The organism is Nonomuraea sp. H19 (assembly GCF_052068215.1).
Taxonomy (GTDB): Bacteria; Actinomycetota; Actinomycetes; order Streptosporangiales; family Streptosporangiaceae; genus Nonomuraea.
The window spans coordinates 81,515-99,262 of the sequence record NZ_JBQHCV010000002.1 but is presented as its reverse complement, the minus strand read 5'-3'; the positions used below and the strand labels follow the sequence as shown (position 1 = coordinate 99,262).

The following is a 17,748-nucleotide window of genomic DNA, read 5'->3' as shown; positions in this document are numbered from 1 at the left end:
GCCGGTACGTCGAGACCAACCGCATCGGTCTGCCGGCCTGCCCGAGTGGAGATGGGCGAGTTGTTCGATAAGCGACAATGCTTGATGTGATTGTGGACCAGGCGATCTACTGCAACGGCGTGCGGGAGACCATCAGCGGCGACATCAGCGACGCCTTCAGCGCCGCGCGGGCCAGGGGCGACTGCTTCTTGTGGATCGGCCTGCACGAGCCCACCCAGGAAGAGTTCGACCTGATCACCGACGAGGTGAAGCTGCATCCGTTAGCGGTGGAGGACGCCATCCACGCTCACCAGCGCCCCAAGCTGGAGCGCTATGACGACACCCTGTTCGTGGTGCTCAAGCCGCTGCTGTACGTGGATGAGACCTCCGACATCGAGGTCGGCGAGATCAACCTGTTCCTGACCAGCGACTTTGTCATCAGCGTCCGCCACGGCCAGGCCAACCCGCTGACCGGGGTGCGCCGGCGCATCGAATCCGATCCCGACCTGCTGGCTGCCGGGCCCGCCGGCGTGCTGTACGCGATCTGCGACCAGGTCGTCGACACCTACTCCCGTATCTCCCATGAGGTCGAAGGCGACCTCATCGCGCTGGAACACCGGGTCTTCAGTGACGAGCAGGCCGACGTCACCGAAGGCATCTACTCCCTCAAACGCGAGGTGCTGGAGTTCCGCACCGCCCAAGATCCGCTGATCCCGGTCCTGGAAGAGATCGTCAAAGGCCGGGTGGAGTTGTGCACCGGTGCCCGGGAGCAGTTTCGCGACGTCCTGGACCACCTGTTGCGGGTGGACGCCCGCGTCGATGAGCACAACGAACTGCTCACCAGCGCCTTGAGCGCCCACCTGGCCCTGGTGGGCCGTGAGCAGAACAAGGTGGCGATGCAGCAGAACGCCGACATGCGCAAGATCTCCTCGTGGGCGGCCCTCATCGCGGTGCCTACCATGATCGCTGGTATCTACGGCATGAACTTCGACTACATGCCCGAACTGCACTGGCTGATCGGCTATCCCCTCAGCCTGGGTGTCATGGTCATCGCCGTGATCATCGTCTACCGGCTGCTACGCAGGAGTGGGTGGCTGTGAAACCCCCGCGGATCAGCCGCCGACGTGGATGCCGGGGCGGCGGGCGGGGTCGGGCTCGCTCTGGCGGATGATCTCGCGTACCACTGGAGGGGTGTCCCCGCGTCCCAGCAATAGATACCGCAGCAAGTGGGTGAGCGGGGCGCCTTCGGACCATTCGAAGTAGCAGTGAGGCCGCACGCCGGTGGCGTTCCGCAGGGCGAGAAGGATGGCGGCGATGGCGTTGGGGGCGGCCGGGCTCTCGGCGCGGAGCACCCGGTGGCCGTTCACGTGGACGCCACGGACCCGCAGGACGTCGCTGAAGCCGGACGGGTCGATGACGTCGATCTCCAAGAACAGCACGTCGGCCGCGCCGGGGACCGGGTTCATGCCGCGCTGCTCAGCTTCCTTGGCGGTGTATTCGGCCGCATCGCCGGTCTGGCGACGGTTGGCAATGAGGTTGAGTGCGCCGTCGTGGGCCAGCGAGTCAGTGACGAACCGGCGGGCGGCGGCGTCGAACTCGATGCGGTCCGCACGTAGCTCTGTGGTGCGGGAAATACGCGAGACCAGGGAGATGGCGATGATGCCGACGATGAAGAACGCCGAGATGGTGATGCCGTCGGGCTTTTCGCGGATGTTCTCCACCAGCGCGTACACCAGCACCAACGTGAGCACGGTGAAACCGATGGCGGCCGGGCGCTGCCGCTTGCGTACCGCGGAGATCGTCACCGCGACCGCGCCGGAGACCATCATCGCCAGGATGCCGGTGGCGTACGCGCCGGCCTGGGCATCGACGTCGGCGTCGAAGGCGATGGTCAGGACGACGCAGATGAGCGTGTAGACCAGCACGACCGGGCGGACCGCCCGGCCCCACTCGGGCGCCATGCCGTAACCGGGCAGGTAACGCGGCACGATGTTGATCAGGCCGGCCATCGCCGAGGCCCCGGCGAACCACAGGATCAGGATGGTGCTGATGTCGTAGGCGGTGCCGAACGCCTCGCCCAACTCCTCGTGCGCCAGATACGCCATCGCGCGGCCGTTGGCCTGCCCGCCCGGCTGGAACTCCGCGGCCGGGATGAGCACGGTGGTGACGAAGCTGGTGGCGATCAGGTAAACGCTCATGATCAGCGCGGCGGCCGTCAGCAGCTTGCGGGTGTTGCGTACCCGGGAGGCCAGCCGCTGCTCGGAGGTGCCGCCGGTAGCCGCCACCAGTGGCATCATGCTGACCCCGGTCTCGAACCCCGACAGCCCCAGCACCAGCAAGGGGAACGCCAAGATCGCCGGCCCGACGAGACCACCGAACCCTTGCCCGCCCTCGCCCAGCGCGCTGGTCCACGCCGGAATCGCCTCGGGAGTGCCAAATGCCTGGCTGAGGCCGGCCCCGACGACAATCGCGTTCAAGATGAGAAAGATCGCCACCAGCGGGATGGCCACGCTGACCGCCTCGGTGAAACCGAGCAAGAACACCCCGCCGAGCACGAGCAGCAACACCGCAGTAAGGGCGACCTCGTGGCCGTGCAGAAAGCTCGGGAAGTACGGGTTCTCCACGATGTGCACACTGGCGTCGGCCGCTGACAAGGTGATCGTGATGATCCAGGAGGTGGCCACGAACCCCAGAAGCACCAGCACGAACAGCTTGCCCCGCCAGAACGGCAACAGGTTCTCCAGCATCGCCACCGATCCCTGGCCGTGCGGGCTCTCCTTGGCGACCCTGCGGTACATCGGCAGCATGCCCAGCAGCGTCAGCGCCACGATGAGCAGCGTGGCCAGCGGCGACAGCGCCCCGGCGGCCAGGGCGGCGATCCCCGGCAGGTAGGCCAGCGTTGAGAAGTAGTCCACCCCGGTCAGGCACATCACCTTCCACCACGCCTGCGGCTGGGCGTGCCCTTCAGCGGTCTCCGGCCCGACCGGCTGCACGCGATGCTTGAGCAGCCACCGCGCCGGCCCACTGCGCGGCTCCGCCGGCCGGGTCGGGCTGTCGACCACCTCGGGAACAGCCAGTTCACCTGTGCCGCTCATCCGCCTGCCTCTTTCCCGTCATCCGCCCCGCCGTATGCCGCGGTAACCGCCCACACTAGAAGGCGGAACTTGGCTGCTTCAGGCCGACCTCGCCCATGCGCCGCTCGTCGCCCTCGGGCGCTAGGAGATCGGATGCCCTTGGAGGGGACAAGGCCGCTGCGGATCTCCAAGACAACAAGATCCCCAACGAAAGCTGCGTGATCGGCACCGCACGGAGTTGATCCCTTTACGCGGCGATTTGAATATCGTTATCGTTTCATCCAGGATGATCCCTGCTGTCCGGGGTGGGGGAGTTTGGACGGCTTTGCAGTCATCCATGGAGAGGAACATCCGTGAAGCCAGTCGCGAGAGCGGCTCAATTAGCGCTGGCGGGCATCACGCTCGCCGCCGTGCTCGTCAGCCCCGCGGCCGCAGAGGACCCGGCGGCGCCCGCGAGCAGCCAGGCCGCACCGGCCTCGACGCGCACGATCACTCTGGTCACCGGCGACGTCGTGCGGTTGACCACCTTCACCGACGGCCGGCAGGGCGCGGTGGTCGACAACGACACCGACAGCTGGCAGGTCACCGAGCAGGACGGTGCGGTCTACGCGATTCCCGCCAAGGCCGAGCCGTACCTGACCGCCGGGGTGCTGGACGAGGAGCTGTTCAACCTCACCGAACTCGCCTCATCCCGCTACGACGACGCGTCGCGGCAGAGCCTGCCCGTCCTGGTGACGTACGGCAAGAGCGTCAAGGCGGCCACGGCGGACGAGCCCGACGGCGCGGTCAAGGAGCAGAGCCTGCCCAGCGTCAACGGCGCCGCTCTGGAAGTGGACAAGAACAAGGCCGATGATTTCTGGGACTCGGTCGTCCGCGAGGGCACCGCCAAGCTCGACGGCGGCCTGTCGGGGATCTGGCTGGACGGCAAGGTCAGCGCGGTCCTGGACCAGAGCGTGCCGCAGATCGGGGCGCCGCAGGTCTGGGCCTCCGGCTTCAACGGCACGGGTGTGCAGGTCGCGGTCCTGGACACCGGCATCGACGACACCCATCCGGATCTGGCCGGACGGGTGAAGAAGAGCAAGAACTTCACCGAGGACCCGGACGTCTACGACGATCACTTCCACGGCACGCACGTCGCCTCGACGATCGCCGGGAACGGCGACACGCACAAGGGCGTGGCACCGGGAGCTGACCTGTTCATCGGCAAAGTGCTCAACCATGACGGAGACGGCACCGAGTCGGACATCATCGCCGGGATGGAGTGGGCGGTCGCCGAGGGCGCCGACATCGTGAACATGAGCCTGGGCGGGGACCCGACCGACGGAACCGACCCCTTGGCGCAGGCCGTGAATCGGCTGTCGGCCTCCGGCACGCTGTTCGTCATCGCGGCGGGCAACAGCGGCAGGAGCCAGACCGTCACCTCGCCCGCCTCCGCCTCCTCCGCGCTGAGCGTGGGCGCCGTGGACGGCGCCGACGCGCTGGCCGACTTCTCCAGCCGTGGCCCCAGGCTGGGCGATTACGCGATCAAACCCGAGATCACGGCACCGGGCGTGGACATCGACGCGGCCAACCCGCATCCCCGCGACCAGAGCCTCCCGTGGAACCCTTACCGCAGGTCCAGGGGAACCTCCATGGCCAGCCCGCACGTCGCCGGCGCCGCGGCGCTGCTCAAACAGCAGCACCCGGACTGGAGCGGCGAGCGCATCAAGGCGGCCCTGGTGAGCACCGCCCGGCCCAACGTCGCGAACTCGATCTACGAGCAGGGCGCCGGCCGCCTCGATGTGGAACGGGCGCACCGGCAGAGCGTGCAGGTGTCACACGGGGTGGTGGATTTCGGATTCCTGCCGTGGCCGCACGACCCGGCCCAGCAGCCGGTCGAGAAGACGCTCACGTACACCAACACCGGCGCCCAGCCCGTGACCCTCACGCTGGCGCTGGAAAAGATCGCCGGACCCTTCGCTCTGTCGGCGTCGTCTCTCGAGGTGCCGGCACAGGGGTCGGCGGAGGTGAAGGTCACCTACACCCCGGCGGGCGGCGCCCCGGGAACCTTCGGGGGGTGGGTGAGGGCGACCGCGGGCGACGGCACCGAGCTGCGCACCGCCATCGGCGCCGCCAAGGAGCAGGAGATGTACGACCTGCGCGTCCCCGTGCTCGGCAGGGACGGCAAGCCGGCCGTGTCGGGGTCGGTGACCCTGTGGGGCATCGACGCCCGCTACTCCAAGGAGGTACGGCTGGCCGACGACCCGGAGCCGGTCTTCCATGTCCCGCCGGGCCGCTACAGCCTCATGGCGATGGTCTCGACGATGGACGCCTCGGGTAAGTGGGTGCTCGAGGTGTCCGCACTGGGCAACCCCGAGCTCAGCGTCACCCAGGACGCCACCGTGACGCTGGATGCCCGCCAGGCCAAGGAGATCACGATCTCCACGCCGCGGGAGAGCACGGTGCAGGATGCCGTGCTGGGCTACCGGCGTGAGGCAGGCGGTCGCACCCTGACCCGCATGCTCGCGCCCCTCGGCTCTACCGAGCGGGTTTACGCCACCCCGACGCCCAAGGTCACCGAGGGGTTCTTCGAGTTCTTCACCCAGGTCGACCTGCTGGCTCCGAGGATCCGCGCCACCGAAGCAGGACGTTCGATCCCGATGTGGGTCATGGGCTTGGGCGAGCACGCCGCCTTCGACGGCAGGCATCTCCTCAGGGTCGTGGACGCCGGATCCGGCCGGCCCCAGGACTTCCCCGGCAGGAAGACCAAGGGCGCGATCGCCCTCATCAAACGCACCGACGGCATGGAGTACGCCGACCAGATCGCGGGCGCCGAGAAGGCCGGGGCGGCGGTCGCGCTGATCTACAACGACCGCCCCGGGCAGCTGGCGCAGACGGTCCCGGACGCCGCGCTGCCCGCCTTCTCCACCAGCCAGGAGGAAGGAGAACGCCTGCTCGAACGCGCCAGGACCGGGACGCTACGGCTCGAGCTGCGGGGCACGACGTACAGTCCGTACTCCTACGACGTGCTCATCCCGATGCAGGGCGGCATCCCCGAAAATCTCCACTTCACAGTCGACCGCACCAACGCGGCCAAGACGATCAGCCGCTACACCGCGTCCGGCACGGGGAACGACACCTACACCTCCACCCGCTTCTTCTTCCGCCCGTGGGACTTCCCGCTGTCCGTGGACAGCTCCGATCAGTTCCCGGCGCCCTTCGTCAGGGAGGAGTGGGTCTCCGCCGGCGACACGCGCTGGCAGCATGACGCCGCGGAAGGCGACTACTTCACCGACCCCTCTTACATGTACGAGGTCGACCGGGTCTACCGGCCAGGCCAGGAGCTCAGCCAGACCTTCTTCGGCGCCGTGCTGCACCCTGGCACGACCCGCGGCAACGGCCATCCCATCTGCAACTGCACCGGCGCGTATTGGGACGGCGACGGCCTGTTCTTCACCATCGCCCCCTCACTCGACGGAGACGCCAACCACGCCACGAACTATACGGATCACAGCTTGGGGGTGGACGAAAGCGAATACCAGGCACGCGTCTATCGCAACGGCCAACTGATCGCCGAGGACTTCGGCTTGAACGGCGTGTACGTCCCGGCGCAGCCGGAACGGGCCACCTACCGGGCGGAACTGGTCCAGGCCCGCAACCCCGCGTCGTGGGCGCTGTCGACGAAGACGAGCACCACGTGGACGTTCAGCACCGAGAAGCCCGCCTACGACGAGCAGCGCATGCTCCCGCTCGTCGTCGTGGACTACGCTCTCGATCTCGACCTGTACAACCGGGCCCCGCGTGCCCGGCCGTACTCCTTCAGGATCTCGCTGCGCCAGACCGATCCGCAGGGTCCACGGATCGCGCAGGCCAAGGTATGGACCTCGGTAGATGACGGGACCACCTGGAAACCGGCCGACGTCTCCGGTGCGAACGGCTCATACAGCGTGCGGCCCTACCACCCGAGCCATGGTGGGACAGGCTACGTCTCGCTCCGCGTGCAGGGGCGTGACGCGGCGGGCAACACCGTTGAGCAGACCATCATCCGCGCCTATGGCCTGACCGGCCGATGAGGTCCGCGGGGTGGGAGCCACTGGCGCCCATCCCGCGGCACACGCGCCGTCGGGACACCACCCCCGACGGGCAGTCGGTGGTCCGCCAGGACGTCGAGGACGGGCAGCCGCCGGCTGGTCGCTCGGATGCCGGCGGCTTCCAGCATCGGACCCCGCCGTGCCGTGTTCACCGTGCAGTCTCCCCTCGCCGAAGAGGCGGCGGCCGACGCCGCCCGCGTTCAGGCGGTGACGTCGCCCGCCCTGGTGATGAGCCATAGCCCCAGGTCGGCGGGGCCGGTGGGGGCGGCCTGCAGCCCGTTCTCGGTGAGCTCGGCCTTGAGCTGGTCCTGGCCGAGCACCCACCAGGCGTAGGAGACCTCCACCTCCTCGGCCGGCTCGCCGTCCTGGACGGTGCGGTAGGTCATGTGCCAGGTGACCTGGCCGGGACCGCTGGGCTCGGCGCGGCCCCAGCCCTCGTAGCGCCGGCGCCCGATGTGCAGCTCGGAGAAGCGGGTCTGCGGCACGACCGTGGGTTCGGCCGGAGGCTGCAGGTTGAGCACGGCCCGCCCGCCGGGCAAGAGCCGTTCGCCGAGCAGTTGCCAGATCGCGTGGCGGTCGGCGGGACCGAAGTGGCCGATGACGTTCACGGCGACCATGGCACCGAGCCGGGGCGGCATCGCGGCCTGGAGCAGGCCGCTGGGCAGCACGGTGACCCGGTCGCGAAGGTCCGGGCTCTCGTAGGTACGGGCCATCAGGACGGCGCGCAGCGCGGGTGACGGCTCGATGGCGAAGATCTCCGCCTCGGGTACGGCCCGCGCGATCACCCGGGTGCCGTGCCCGCCCCCCGCCCCGACGTCCACGACCGGCCCGGGCATCCCGCGCAGCGCCTCGGTGAGCGCGGGAGCCAAGACCGTCCAGTGGGCAGCGAGCATCGCATCCACGAACTCGGCGGAGCGCTCATACTGATCCGTCATGAGCTTGCCCGCCCGCGGAACGAGCAGGGGAGCAGGGCCATCTCCCGGGCGGTCTTGATGGCGCGGGCGCTGCCGTGCAGGCCCGCGGCCAGGGGGACAGGAATGGGCACAGGGCCTCCATCAGTATGAAATGAAAATCATTGCCGACATTAGCGTATGCGCAGTCAGCCCGAGGGGGTGCAAGCACGCTCAGGTGCAGGCCTCCGGCTCCATCGACGAAGGGTTGATGGCATGGCCTGAGCGGCTGCGCGGGCCGGGCAACGCAGCTCTTCACTGCGTTAGGGATAGGCGGATGACCCATATCGTGGTTTAGGCGTAGCCTGAAATGTGGCAGAACAGCCCCTATGAGGGATCTTCGGTGACGAACCGACAGGGAGTCTGGACATGTCAGTGACTGCCGAACACCGCCGGCACGCCGAGCACTCGCACGATCACGGGCCTGGTTGCGGACATGTGGCCGTCCCGCATGACGACCACGTCGACTATGTCCACGACGGTTGCCTGCACCGCATCCACGAGGAACATGTGGACGAGTGCGAGCCGAAATCGCACACCACGCACGAGGGCCATGACCACCAGCACGGGCCCGAGTGCGGGCACGTGGCCGTCCCGCACGACGACCACGTCGACTACGTGCACGACGGACACCGCCACGCCTCGCACGAAGGACATTGGGACGACCACTGAAAGCCGTCAGGCGAGGCGGCACGCCTCTGACGGCTGTCGAGGAAGCAGGCGGTGATCCGGGCCTCGCAGTCCTGCCTGTCGCGGCATTGACGGTCGGGGGCGCCTCTTATTCTCCTTATCGGGGTTAGCGGACGCCCAGCGTGACCGAGGCGCCGTCGTCGAATCCGACCAGCCATGCGACCGGCACCAACGGCTCCGGATGTCTGTGCAGGGCCTTCCGCTGAGCCGCCGCGATCGGCGGGAGAGCCGGGTCCGGGACTTCGCCGTTCGGATAGTGGATCTCGAGAGACGACCGCCCCAGCGGCACGACCAGATTCGACACGCCGAAGCCTGGTATCACCCGTCCCCGCGCGACTGCGAGCCCGTGTTCGCTCAAGGTCCGCTCTGCCTGCTCCCGGTTCCGTGCGGCCAGTACTACATGGTCGATTTCCACATGATCTCCTTTCTCGATTTCGTAGTGATGGCTTGGCCGGAGGGGGTGCCCCGGACCTCTCCTCGCGGAGATGAAAATCGTTGTCGTTATCATGGCATGGCTTCGCAAGAGGGGGAACCGCATTGGCCGGGCCGCCCGCCATGAGATGGGCCCTCCGATATTTGGTTGCACGACTCAACCATCTAGTTGTATGGTCGAACTATGGCGGATGATCGTGAACTCCAGGAAGCCGTGGCACGCTTCGTCCGGGCTTTCGGTCTCCATCAGCCGGACCAGACCCCCTGCGGGCGGCCCATCCCGGTGTCGGAGGCCCATGCCCTGGGCGAGCTGGCCAGGGATGGCGCTCTGCGGCAGAACGACCTGGCGCACCGGCTGCGCCTGGAAAAGAGCACCACCAGCCGCTTGGTCACGCAGCTCATCAACCGCGGCTGGGCCGAGCGCACCCCGGCCCCGGGGGACGGGCGGGGCGTGCTCGTCCAGCTCACCCCCACAGGGGTGAACGCCGCAGCCCAACTGGCCACGGCCAGAAAAGCCCGATTCTCCGCCGTTTTGGACCGTGTCCCCCCGGGCGAACGCGCCGACGTGCTGCGTGCCCTGAACATCCTCACGGAGGCAATAGATGAAACTTAAGGATCGACGCGTCCCGGTGCTCGTCGCCGCACTCGCGGCCGTCGTCGTCGCCGCGCTCGCGTACGTGCTCGTCGGCCAGAACGAGCAGCAGGCGCTGGCCGCCAGGCAGTCCGAGATCGCGGCCAAGAGCCGGCAGGTGATGCCGTTCGATCTGGAGCGCACCACGCACCGCTTCGCCAAGTCCGCCACCGGCGGCGTGCAGACGGTCACCGCGGACGACCCGGCCGACGCTCAGCAGGTCAATCTGATTCGCGAGCACCTGACCGAGGAGGCCGCGGGCTTCAGCAGGGGCGACTACGGCGACCCCGCCTCCATCCACGGCACCGACATGCCGGGCCTGCACGACCTCGAACAAGGCCACAGCCGCATCGACATCCGCTACACCGAGATGCCCGCCGGCGCCCAGATCACCTACACCACCTCCGACCCGTCCCTGGTCAAGGCGCTGCACTCCTGGTTCGACGCCCAGGTCACCGACCACGGGCAGCACGCCGAACACGGCTGACCCACCCGCTCGAACTCGCGCTTTCCCGCCGGACCCACACGCGCCGCTTATACCTTGCCGGGGTACGGTTCATTCCTCACCGCGATATACCTAACCACCGTACGGTCTCACGATGCCTGGCCTGGTGCGCGGAACCGTCCGCGCACCAGGCCATCCACGCAACAGCCCTCAGGGCGGCTCGGGCCGCCCAGCCCGAAAACCGAAAGGACCCACTCGTGACGACTGCGGACATCGACTCCGGTCAGCGCGCCGGCTTAAAGGAGTGGCTCGGCCTGGGCGTCCTGGTCCTGCCGGCCATGTTGCTGTTCATGATGCTCACCATCTTGTTCCTGGCCATCCCCCAGCTGGCCGCGGACCTGCAGCCGAGCAACACCCAAACCCTGTGGATCATCGACATCTACGGCTTCCTGATGGCCGGCCTGCTGGTCACCATGGGCACCCTGGGCGACCGGATCGGCCACCGCCGGCTGCTGATAGCGGGCGCCGCCGTGTTCGCCGTCGTCTCGTTGATCGCCGCCAACACCTCCGACCCCGGCCTGATGATCCTGTGGCGGGCCGTGCTCGGCATCGCGGCGGCCACCCAGATGCCCGCCACCCTCGGGCTGATCTTCGCCACGTTCGCCGACGCCAGGCAGCGCGGCGTCGCCGTCGGCGTGTGGGCGGGCGGTATCTCCGTCGGCACCGCCCTCGGCCCGGTACTCGGCGGGGCGCTGCTGGAGGCGTTCTCCTGGCGCGCGGCCTTCCTGGTCGCGGTGCCGGTCATGGTGGTGGTGGCGATCGGCGCCCCGCTGCTGCTGCCCCACAACCGCAACCCGGCCGCCGGCCGCCTCGACCTGTTCAGCGTGGCGCTGTCACTGGCGACCCTGCTGCCGATCGTCTTCGGCGTCAAGGAACTGGCCAAGGCCGACGCCCTTCCTGCGGCGCTGGCCGGCATCGCGATCGGGCTGGCGTTCGGCGCCTGGTTCGTCGTCCGTCAGCTGCGCCTGTCGGAGCCCCTCCTTGACGTGCGGCTGTTCGCCAACCGCACCGTCAGCGGTGCGCTGGGCGTCTTCCTGCTCGCCGCCACCGCCCTCGGCGGCGTCTACCTGCTGGTCACCCAGTACCTGCAACTGGTCGAAGGGCTCTCGCCGCTGCAGGCGGGCCTGTGGGTGCTGCCCGGGGCGGCCCTGCTGGTGGTCGTCTCCACGCTCTCGCCGGTCCTGGTGCGGCGCATCCGCCCCGGACACCTGATCGCGGCCGGGCTGGTCGTCCAGGTGATCGGCTACCTGATGCTCACCCAGGTCGACAGCGCCGGCGGGCTGCCACTGCTGGTCGCGGGGTTCATGGTGCTGTATCCGGCCGTCGCGCCGTCCATGGCGCTGACCACCAACCTGGTCGTCGGCTCGGTACCCCCGCAGAAGGCCGGCGCCGCCTCGGGCCTCGCCACCACCTGCAGCGACCTGGGCATCTCACTCGGCATCGCGATCATCGGCAGCATCGGCGCAGCCGTCTACCGCACCCAGATCAGCGACGAACTGCCCGGCGGCCTGCCACCACAGGCCCTCACGGCCGGCCGCGACAGCATCGACGGCGCCGTCTCGGCAGCACAGGGACTGCCGGCCGAGTTGGGCGCGGCGGTGCTCGCACCGGCACGTGAGGCCTTCACCAGCGGACTGAACGTGGCCGCCATCATCGCCGCGGTCATCGCCGGCGGTGCAGCGGTCCTGGCGTTGCTCAGGCTTCGCCACGTTCCTCCTACCGGCCAACCGGCTCAGAGGGGGAGCAACCTGCCGGCTGACCATGACGCCGACGCCCGTGCATGGTCGGGGCCGGATCCGGCCGCCGGCATAGGAGCGTTGAAAATCCAGAGCCATCATGAAACGAGAGGATTCGCCATGATATCGATCCGTCGCGCGACGGCCGATGACGCATTCACCATTCATCGCTTGATGAGTGAACTCGCCGACCATCAGCATCAGGGATCCGCGATCACCGTGAGCGTCGATCGCCTCAAAGAGTTGCTCACGCGCCCGGAGATCGCCTACTTGATCGCCGAGAGAGGAGGACAGGCGATCGGTTACGTCTCCTGGTTCCAGAGGATCAGCTTCTGGGCGGGCACGGATTATCTCGCGCTGGACGATCTCTACGTCTGCGATGGAGAGCGTGGCCACGGGGTCGGGGAGCAGTTGATGAGGGCCGTCTCCGAAACCGCTGAGGGCAAGGTGATCCGCTGGGAGGTCGCGGAGTCCAACGTAGCGGCGCAGCGTTTCTACGAGCGCATCGGGGCGAGCGTGGTCTCCAAGAAGATCTGCCGATGGCAGGTGATGTAGGACGCCGATCGAGCGCCGGACGACGACCAGACCGAGCGTCTGCCTGCTCGGGCTGGTCTGCACTCCACCCGCAGCCGGACGCGGGCAGCGGCGTCGTTCCCGCCAGTGCCTCCTATGTCGCGTAGTGCGGCCGGCCCGTGGTGGGCGTGGGCTCGTCAGCCTCCAAGAAGGGGATCAGCCGGCGGTACGTCTCATCCGGGCAGTCGTCGTGGAGAGAGTGACCACAGCGAGAAAGGACGTGGGCCTCGATCGTGGCGAGTCGCGCGGTGAAACGCGGGAGGAGACTGGCCGGCAGGTAACGGTCCCGCTCGCCCCACAGCAGCAGGACCGGTGCCTTGACCAGGTGGAGATCCCGTTCGGTGGCTGCCCATCGCACGGATCGCTCCACCCGCAGAAGGGTGCTCCGGTTCCGCGGTGCCCGCATCTCCGCGGCCACTCCGCGTGCCAGGGCGTAGGGGATCCGGTCGCGGTGGGCGAAGGATTTGCGCAGCATGTGCCGTACGGAGGCGGCGGACATGAGGCGGACGGCGAGCTCGCCGATGACCGGCCGCCTCAGGAGCCGGAACTCCCACACGTCAGGGACGTCGAGCCCGGCCGGTGCGAGCAGCGCCAGGCGGCGAACTCTCGTGGGATGCAGCTCGGCCAGGCGCAGCGCGAAGCCGCCGCCCCACGAGTGGCCGACGACAGCCACCTCTGACAGTCCGGCGGCGTCGAGGAAAGCCGCGATGGCGTGGGCGATCGCGTCCGTGTCGTGCCTGGATTCCGGGTCCACGACAACGGTGCCGCCCTGCCCGGGCGGGTCGAGGGCGTAGACGGTGTGGTGGGTGGAAAGCACCCCGATCATGGTGTGGAAGGACAGCCGCCAGCCTCCGCTGCCGGGCAGGAGCAGCACCGGAGAGCCGCTTCCGGCCCGGTGGTAACGGAACCTGGCGACGGGCGTGTCCATGAAGAGGTCGTCCGTACGATCACCGTCCTAAAGCAGCTTGTCCGGAGTGATGGGCAGGTCTCGGATGCGTTTGCCGGTGGCGTGATAGACGGCGTTGGCGATGGCGGCGGCCACGCCCACGATGCCCAGCTCGCCGATGCCCTTGGCGCCGAGCGGCGTCTGCGGGTCGGGCAGGTTCACGAAGTGGACCTCGATGTCCGGCACATCGGCGTGGGTGGGGATGTGGTATTCGGCCAGGCTGGCGTTGACGATCCGGCCGGAACGCTCGTCGAGCAGTGTCTCCTCCATCAGCGCCATGCCGATGCCCTGGATGATCCCGCCGCGCATCTGGCTGGCGGCCTGCTTCGGCGAGACGATGCGGCCGCCGTCGAACGCGCCGGCCCAGCGCGAGACGCGTACCTCGCCGGTGTCCTCGTCGACCCGCACCTCCGCGAAGTGCGCGCCGTAGGTGCTGGTGGTCCGTTTGACGGTCTGGTACGGCACCGCCGACTTGCCGGTCACCTCGACGTGGTCGCGTCCGGCCCGCTCCAGGATTCGGCGGTACGTCTCCCCTTGGCCGTCCCTGGTGAAGAGTCCCTCATCTCGTGTTTCCACCTCGACCGGGCGGCGCCCTGCGAGCGGGGAGCCGGTGGCTTTGGCGAGCGTGAGCAACTCGCGGATCAGGCGGTCGCGGGCGTTCCAGATGGCCGAGGCGAGGGTGGTGGTGGCCGCCGAGGCGCCGGGGATGCGGGTCTTGGCCACGTCCGAGTCGCCCTGCAAGAAGCGGATCTTTTCCATCGGCACGCCGAAGCGCTGGGCCGCGGCCTGGACCTGGGCGGTCGAGGTTCCGGCGCCCAGCTCGTTCGTGCTGCTGTGGATGGTTATGGTGCCGTCGGCGCAGAGCCGGAGCCGGACGGCCGCGATGAGCACGGCGTCGGGGTTGATCGCGGCGGCCATGCCCTGTCCCACGAGCCAGCGCCCGTCCGGGGTGCATCGCTGCGTCGGCGCGCGTTCGCTCCAGCGGAACGCTTCGGCGCCGAGCATGTACGCCTCGCGCAGGTGGCGGCTGGTGAAGCGGTGGCCGGAGATCGGGTCGCGGCCGGGTTCGTTGCGCAGGCGGAGCTCCAGCGGGTCCATGCCGAGATCCCAGGCGAGCTCGTCCATGGCCGACTCCATCGCGAACGATCCCGGGGTCACGCCGGGTCCGCGGAAGAAGGCGTTCTGGATGCGATCCACCCGCGTCACTCGCTGGTGGGCGGCGATGTTGGGGCAGGCGTACAGGTGGCGGGAGGACGCGATGGCCGCCTCGGCGAACTCGTCGGTTGTGCAGGTGGACAGGGCGTCGTGCACGATGGCGGTCAGCCGCCCGTCGGTGTCGACGGCCAGCGTGATGCTGCTCCTGGTGGGCGCCCGGCCGCCGGTCATGTGGAACGTGTGCGCGCGGGACAGCACGAGCTTGACCGGGCGGCCCGCCAGTTTGGCGGCGGCCACGGTGAGTGCCACGTGCGGCCAGGCGGTGGTCTTGCCGCCGAACCCGCCGCCGATGTACGGCGCCAGCACGTGCACCCGCTCCAGCGGCAGGCCGAACTTCTTCGCGAGCATCTCCTTGAGCCCGTAGGGGTATTGGGAGGTGTCGTGCACGGTGAGGTCGTCGCCGTCCCAGGTGGCAACGGTGGCGTGGAGTTCCAGCGCGTTGTGGTATTCGGGCGGCGTGGTGTAGACGCCCTGCACGGTGGCCGCCGCGCCGGCCAGGGCGGCGTGCGGGTCGCCGACCACGGTCTTCGACTCCTCCAGCACCGAGTGGGCCGGGGTGTGGGCGGTCTCGTCCGTCATCGTCAGAACGGCGGGCTCCGGGGCGTAGCACACCTCGACCAGCCGGGCCGCGTGCTCGGCCTGCTCCTGCGTCTCGGCCACGACGACCGCGACCGGCTGGCCGTGCCAGAAAACCCGGTCCGTGTTCATGATCGGCAGGCTCATGGCGGCGGCGGCCACCGGGCCTTTGAGTGTGGCGTACGCGCCGGTGGGCTTCATCGGCGGCGCGTTCTCATGCGTCATCACCACAACCACGCCGGGCGCCGCGAGCGCTCGGGCGGAGTCGACGGCGGTGATGCGGCCCTTGGCGATCGTGCTGGGCACGGCGACGGCGTAGGCGAGCCGCGCAGGGAGGCGGTCGGCGGTGTACCGGACGCGGCCGGACACCTTCGCCGGCCCATCCAGCCGGTCCACGTCGCGGCCGACCTCGCCGCTCTGGCCGGACAGCGGATCGTGGCGGCCGTCCGGCAGGAGCCTGGCCACCTTTCCCATGGCTCGCGTGGCGAGGCTGAAACCGCGTGCGGCGACGTTCATGAGCGACCTGCCAGTTCGATGAGAGTGCGCCGGACCAGCCGCCGGGCCAGCTCGGCCTTGAACGCGTTGTGCTCCAGCGGGCGCGCCCCGGCGACCGCCTCTTCGGCGGCCCGGCCGAACACCGCCTCGTCCGCCGCCGCTCCGATGAGCAGTTCCTCGGCCGCGTACGCGCGCCACGGCTTGTGCGCCACCCCGCCGAGCGCGATGCGGACCGCCGCGGTCCTGCCGTGCTCGACGCGCACCAATACGGCCGCGCTCACCAGCGCGAACGCGAAGCTGGCGCGATCGCGGACCTTGACGTAGTCCCCGCGCCAGCGCTGCTCCGTCGGCAGATCCACGCTCGTGACCAGCTCGCCGGCCCTCAGCACGGTCTCGGCCTGTGGTGTCTCGCCCGGCAAGAGGTGGAACTCTGTGACCGGGACGCTCCGTTCGCCATCGGGGCCGGTGAGATTGACGGTGGCGTCGAGGGCCGCCAGGGCTACGCACATGTCGGAGGGGTGCACCGCGACGCAGCTCGGGCTCGCGCCCAGGATGGCGTGCGTGCGGTTGAACCCGCCGAGCGCGTCGCACCCCGCGCCGGGCTCCCGCTTGTTGCAGGCGGCGCCGAGGTCGTAGAAGTAGCGGCAGCGTGTCCGCTGCAGCAGGTTGCCGCCGACCGTCGCCCGGTTGCGCAGCTGCGGCGAGGCGCTCTGGAGGAGGGCTCTCCCGAGCACGGGGTAGCGGCGGCGGACCCGGTCGTCGGCGGCGACCTGCGCGTTGCGGGCCAGCGCGCCCAGGCGCAGCCCGCCGTCCGGCAGGTCCTCGATGGCCGACAGCGGCAGGCGTGAGATGTCGACGACCCGCTCGGGTCGCTCCACCTCCTCGCGCATGAGGTCGAACAGGTTCGTCCCACCGGCCAGGTATCTCACCTGGGGGCCCGCCAGCTCGACCGCCTCCGCCACGTCCGCCGCTCGTACGTAGGCGAACTCCCTCATGCCCCGGCCACCTCCCTGATGGCGGCCACGATGCCGTTGTAGGCACCGCACCTGCACAGATTGCCCGCCATCCGCTCCCTGATCTCGGCGTCGGTGAGCGCCGCAGGCCCGGCCAGGTCCTCGGTCACCGCGCTCGGCCGGCCGTCGAGGTGTTCGGCCAGCATGGCGACGATCGAACAGATCTGCCCAGAGGTGCAGTAACCGCACTGGAACCCGTCATGCGCCAGAAACGCGGCCTGCACCTCGGCGCCCAGCTCATGGCCTGCCATGGCCTCGACGGTGAGGATTTCCATGCCGTCGCACTGGACGGCGGGCGTCAGGCACGCGTTGATCCGCTCGCCGTCGGCGAGAACCGTGCAGGCCCCGCAGGCGCCCTGGTCGCAGCCCTTCTTCGGGCCGGTCAGGGCCAGGTGTTCGCGCAGGCAGTCGAGCAGGGTGACGCGGGGGTCCAGGAGCAGTTCGTACGCTCGCCCGTTCACGTGTAGGTGGACCGGAATATGGCCGCTCATCTAAGCCTCCGACATCTCGTACATTCGTGTACGACTTATCGGCCACCATACCCCAAGGGTGTATAGAGGGGCGCTCGCAGGTGATGAAGCCGACGACGTCGGCTCGATGGCGGTCGGGCCCTTTGCGTTCGCGGCGAGACGGCTGGGATCCAGGTCGTGCAGACCCCGCCGCGCGGCGTGCGGGGGCCGGCGGCCGGCCCGTCCACGCGCGCGGGTCAGGTTCCCTTCCTCCGCCACGGCGGCGACGTACCGCAATAGCCGCGCGCGTATCGACATCCATGCCGCCGGGTTATAGATGCAGGTATTGGACGCGAGCTGGGCTCTCGGAGAGGCTTGATGCCATGAGCGGGCAACAGGCTCGCCAATCCCTCA

General features: G+C 69.1%; 13 protein-coding genes. 5 read left to right on the top strand and 8 right to left on the bottom strand.

Annotation, left to right across the window (positions count from 1 at the left end; all coding sequences use genetic code 11):
- Positions 1–77: 77 nt before the first annotated feature.
- Positions 78–1,079 (top strand): magnesium and cobalt transport protein CorA, encoded by a 1,002-nt coding sequence (locus ACTMTI_RS03995; protein WP_441118235.1) that lies wholly within the window; start codon positions 78–80, stop codon positions 1,077–1,079.
- A gap of 12 nt (positions 1,080–1,091) precedes the next feature.
- On the opposite strand, the gene ACTMTI_RS03990 is transcribed toward ACTMTI_RS03995, so the two are convergent.
- Complete coding sequence (locus tag ACTMTI_RS03990) at positions 1,092–3,074, bottom strand: amino acid transporter (protein ID WP_441118234.1); 1,983 nt, start codon at positions 3,072–3,074, stop codon at positions 1,092–1,094.
- A 332-nt stretch (positions 3,075–3,406) separates the two neighbouring features.
- Between ACTMTI_RS03990 and ACTMTI_RS03985 the strand changes: the two genes are divergently transcribed.
- Positions 3,407–7,105, top strand: a complete 3,699-nt coding sequence (locus ACTMTI_RS03985) for a S8 family peptidase (protein WP_441118233.1) — start codon at positions 3,407–3,409, stop codon at positions 7,103–7,105.
- A 218-nt stretch (positions 7,106–7,323) separates the two neighbouring features.
- On the opposite strand, the gene ACTMTI_RS03980 is transcribed toward ACTMTI_RS03985, so the two are convergent.
- The 3 genes from ACTMTI_RS03980 to ACTMTI_RS03970 all read right to left on the bottom strand — a co-directional run bounded on the left by ACTMTI_RS03980 (position 7,324) and on the right by ACTMTI_RS03970 (position 9,178).
- A complete protein-coding gene (locus ACTMTI_RS03980; protein WP_441118232.1) occupies positions 7,324–8,058 on the bottom strand; it encodes a class I SAM-dependent methyltransferase in 735 nt (244 codons plus the stop codon).
- 387 nt (positions 8,059–8,445) lie between these two features.
- On the bottom strand, positions 8,446–8,730 hold the full coding sequence (locus ACTMTI_RS03975; RefSeq protein WP_441118231.1) for a hypothetical protein: 285 nt from the start codon (positions 8,728–8,730) through the stop codon (positions 8,446–8,448).
- A 139-nt stretch (positions 8,731–8,869) separates the two neighbouring features.
- Entirely contained in the window at positions 8,870–9,178 is a 309-nt protein-coding gene (locus tag ACTMTI_RS03970; protein WP_441118230.1) for a VOC family protein, read from the bottom strand.
- 201 nt (positions 9,179–9,379) lie between these two features.
- Between ACTMTI_RS03970 and ACTMTI_RS03965 the strand changes: the two genes are divergently transcribed.
- The 3 genes from ACTMTI_RS03965 (at position 9,380) to ACTMTI_RS03955 (ending at position 12,622) form a co-directional block, all read left to right on the top strand.
- A complete protein-coding gene (locus ACTMTI_RS03965) occupies positions 9,380–9,808 on the top strand; it encodes a MarR family winged helix-turn-helix transcriptional regulator (RefSeq protein ID WP_441118229.1) in 429 nt (142 codons plus the stop codon).
- Complete coding sequence (locus ACTMTI_RS03960; RefSeq protein ID WP_441118228.1) at positions 9,798–10,313, top strand: hypothetical protein; 516 nt, start codon at positions 9,798–9,800, stop codon at positions 10,311–10,313. The genes ACTMTI_RS03965 and ACTMTI_RS03960 overlap by 11 nt, the downstream gene beginning before the upstream one ends.
- 215 nt (positions 10,314–10,528) lie before the next feature.
- Positions 10,529–12,622 carry an MFS transporter gene (locus tag ACTMTI_RS03955; protein ID WP_441118227.1) on the top strand — a complete coding sequence of 698 codons (2,094 nt, stop codon included), beginning with the start codon at positions 10,529–10,531 and terminating at the stop codon, positions 12,620–12,622.
- A 112-nt stretch (positions 12,623–12,734) separates the two neighbouring features.
- Here ACTMTI_RS03955 and ACTMTI_RS03950 read toward each other — a convergent pair whose 3' ends face one another.
- From ACTMTI_RS03950 to ACTMTI_RS03935, 4 genes are read right to left on the bottom strand one after another with little or no spacing between them, the layout of a single operon-like run.
- Entirely contained in the window at positions 12,735–13,568 is an 834-nt protein-coding gene (locus ACTMTI_RS03950; RefSeq protein WP_441118226.1) for an alpha/beta fold hydrolase, read from the bottom strand.
- Positions 13,569–13,595: 27 nt separating this feature from the next.
- The gene (locus tag ACTMTI_RS03945) at positions 13,596–15,893 is read right to left on the bottom strand and encodes a xanthine dehydrogenase family protein molybdopterin-binding subunit (RefSeq protein ID WP_441118225.1); all 2,298 of its coding nucleotides are present in this window, start codon (positions 15,891–15,893) and stop codon (positions 13,596–13,598) included.
- Positions 15,890–16,867, bottom strand: coding sequence for an FAD binding domain-containing protein (locus tag ACTMTI_RS03940; protein ID WP_441118224.1), 978 nt, complete (start codon positions 16,865–16,867; stop codon positions 15,890–15,892). The genes ACTMTI_RS03945 and ACTMTI_RS03940 overlap by 4 nt, the downstream gene beginning before the upstream one ends.
- Positions 16,864–17,376, bottom strand: coding sequence for a 2Fe-2S iron-sulfur cluster-binding protein (locus ACTMTI_RS03935; RefSeq protein WP_441118223.1), 513 nt, complete (start codon positions 17,374–17,376; stop codon positions 16,864–16,866). The genes ACTMTI_RS03940 and ACTMTI_RS03935 overlap by 4 nt, the downstream gene beginning before the upstream one ends.
- Positions 17,377–17,748: the final 372 nt, after the last annotated feature.

What these genes read in the sequence shown, in the direction of transcription:
- ACTMTI_RS03980 (WP_441118232.1), bottom strand. Translation starts at nt 8,058, where the DNA reads ATGACGGATCAGTATGAGCGCTCCGCCGAGTTCGTGGATGCGATGCTC.
- ACTMTI_RS03945 (WP_441118225.1), bottom strand. Translation starts at nt 15,893, where the DNA reads ATGAACGTCGCCGCACGCGGTTTCAGCCTCGCCACGCGAGCCATGGGA.
- ACTMTI_RS03935 (WP_441118223.1), bottom strand. Translation starts at nt 17,376, where the DNA reads ATGAGCGGCCATATTCCGGTCCACCTACACGTGAACGGGCGAGCGTAC.
- ACTMTI_RS03940 (WP_441118224.1), bottom strand. Translation starts at nt 16,867, where the DNA reads ATGAGGGAGTTCGCCTACGTACGAGCGGCGGACGTGGCGGAGGCGGTC.
- ACTMTI_RS03995 (WP_441118235.1), top strand. Translation starts at nt 78, where the DNA reads ATGCTTGATGTGATTGTGGACCAGGCGATCTACTGCAACGGCGTGCGG.
- ACTMTI_RS03960 (WP_441118228.1), top strand. Translation starts at nt 9,798, where the DNA reads ATGAAACTTAAGGATCGACGCGTCCCGGTGCTCGTCGCCGCACTCGCG.
- ACTMTI_RS03950 (WP_441118226.1), bottom strand. Translation starts at nt 13,568, where the DNA reads ATGGACACGCCCGTCGCCAGGTTCCGTTACCACCGGGCCGGAAGCGGC.
- ACTMTI_RS03990 (WP_441118234.1), bottom strand. Translation starts at nt 3,074, where the DNA reads ATGAGCGGCACAGGTGAACTGGCTGTTCCCGAGGTGGTCGACAGCCCG.
- ACTMTI_RS03965 (WP_441118229.1), top strand. Translation starts at nt 9,380, where the DNA reads ATGGCGGATGATCGTGAACTCCAGGAAGCCGTGGCACGCTTCGTCCGG.
- ACTMTI_RS03975 (WP_441118231.1), bottom strand. Translation starts at nt 8,730, where the DNA reads ATGTCCTTCGTGCGAGGCGTGGCGGTGTCCGTCGTGCACGTAGTCGAC.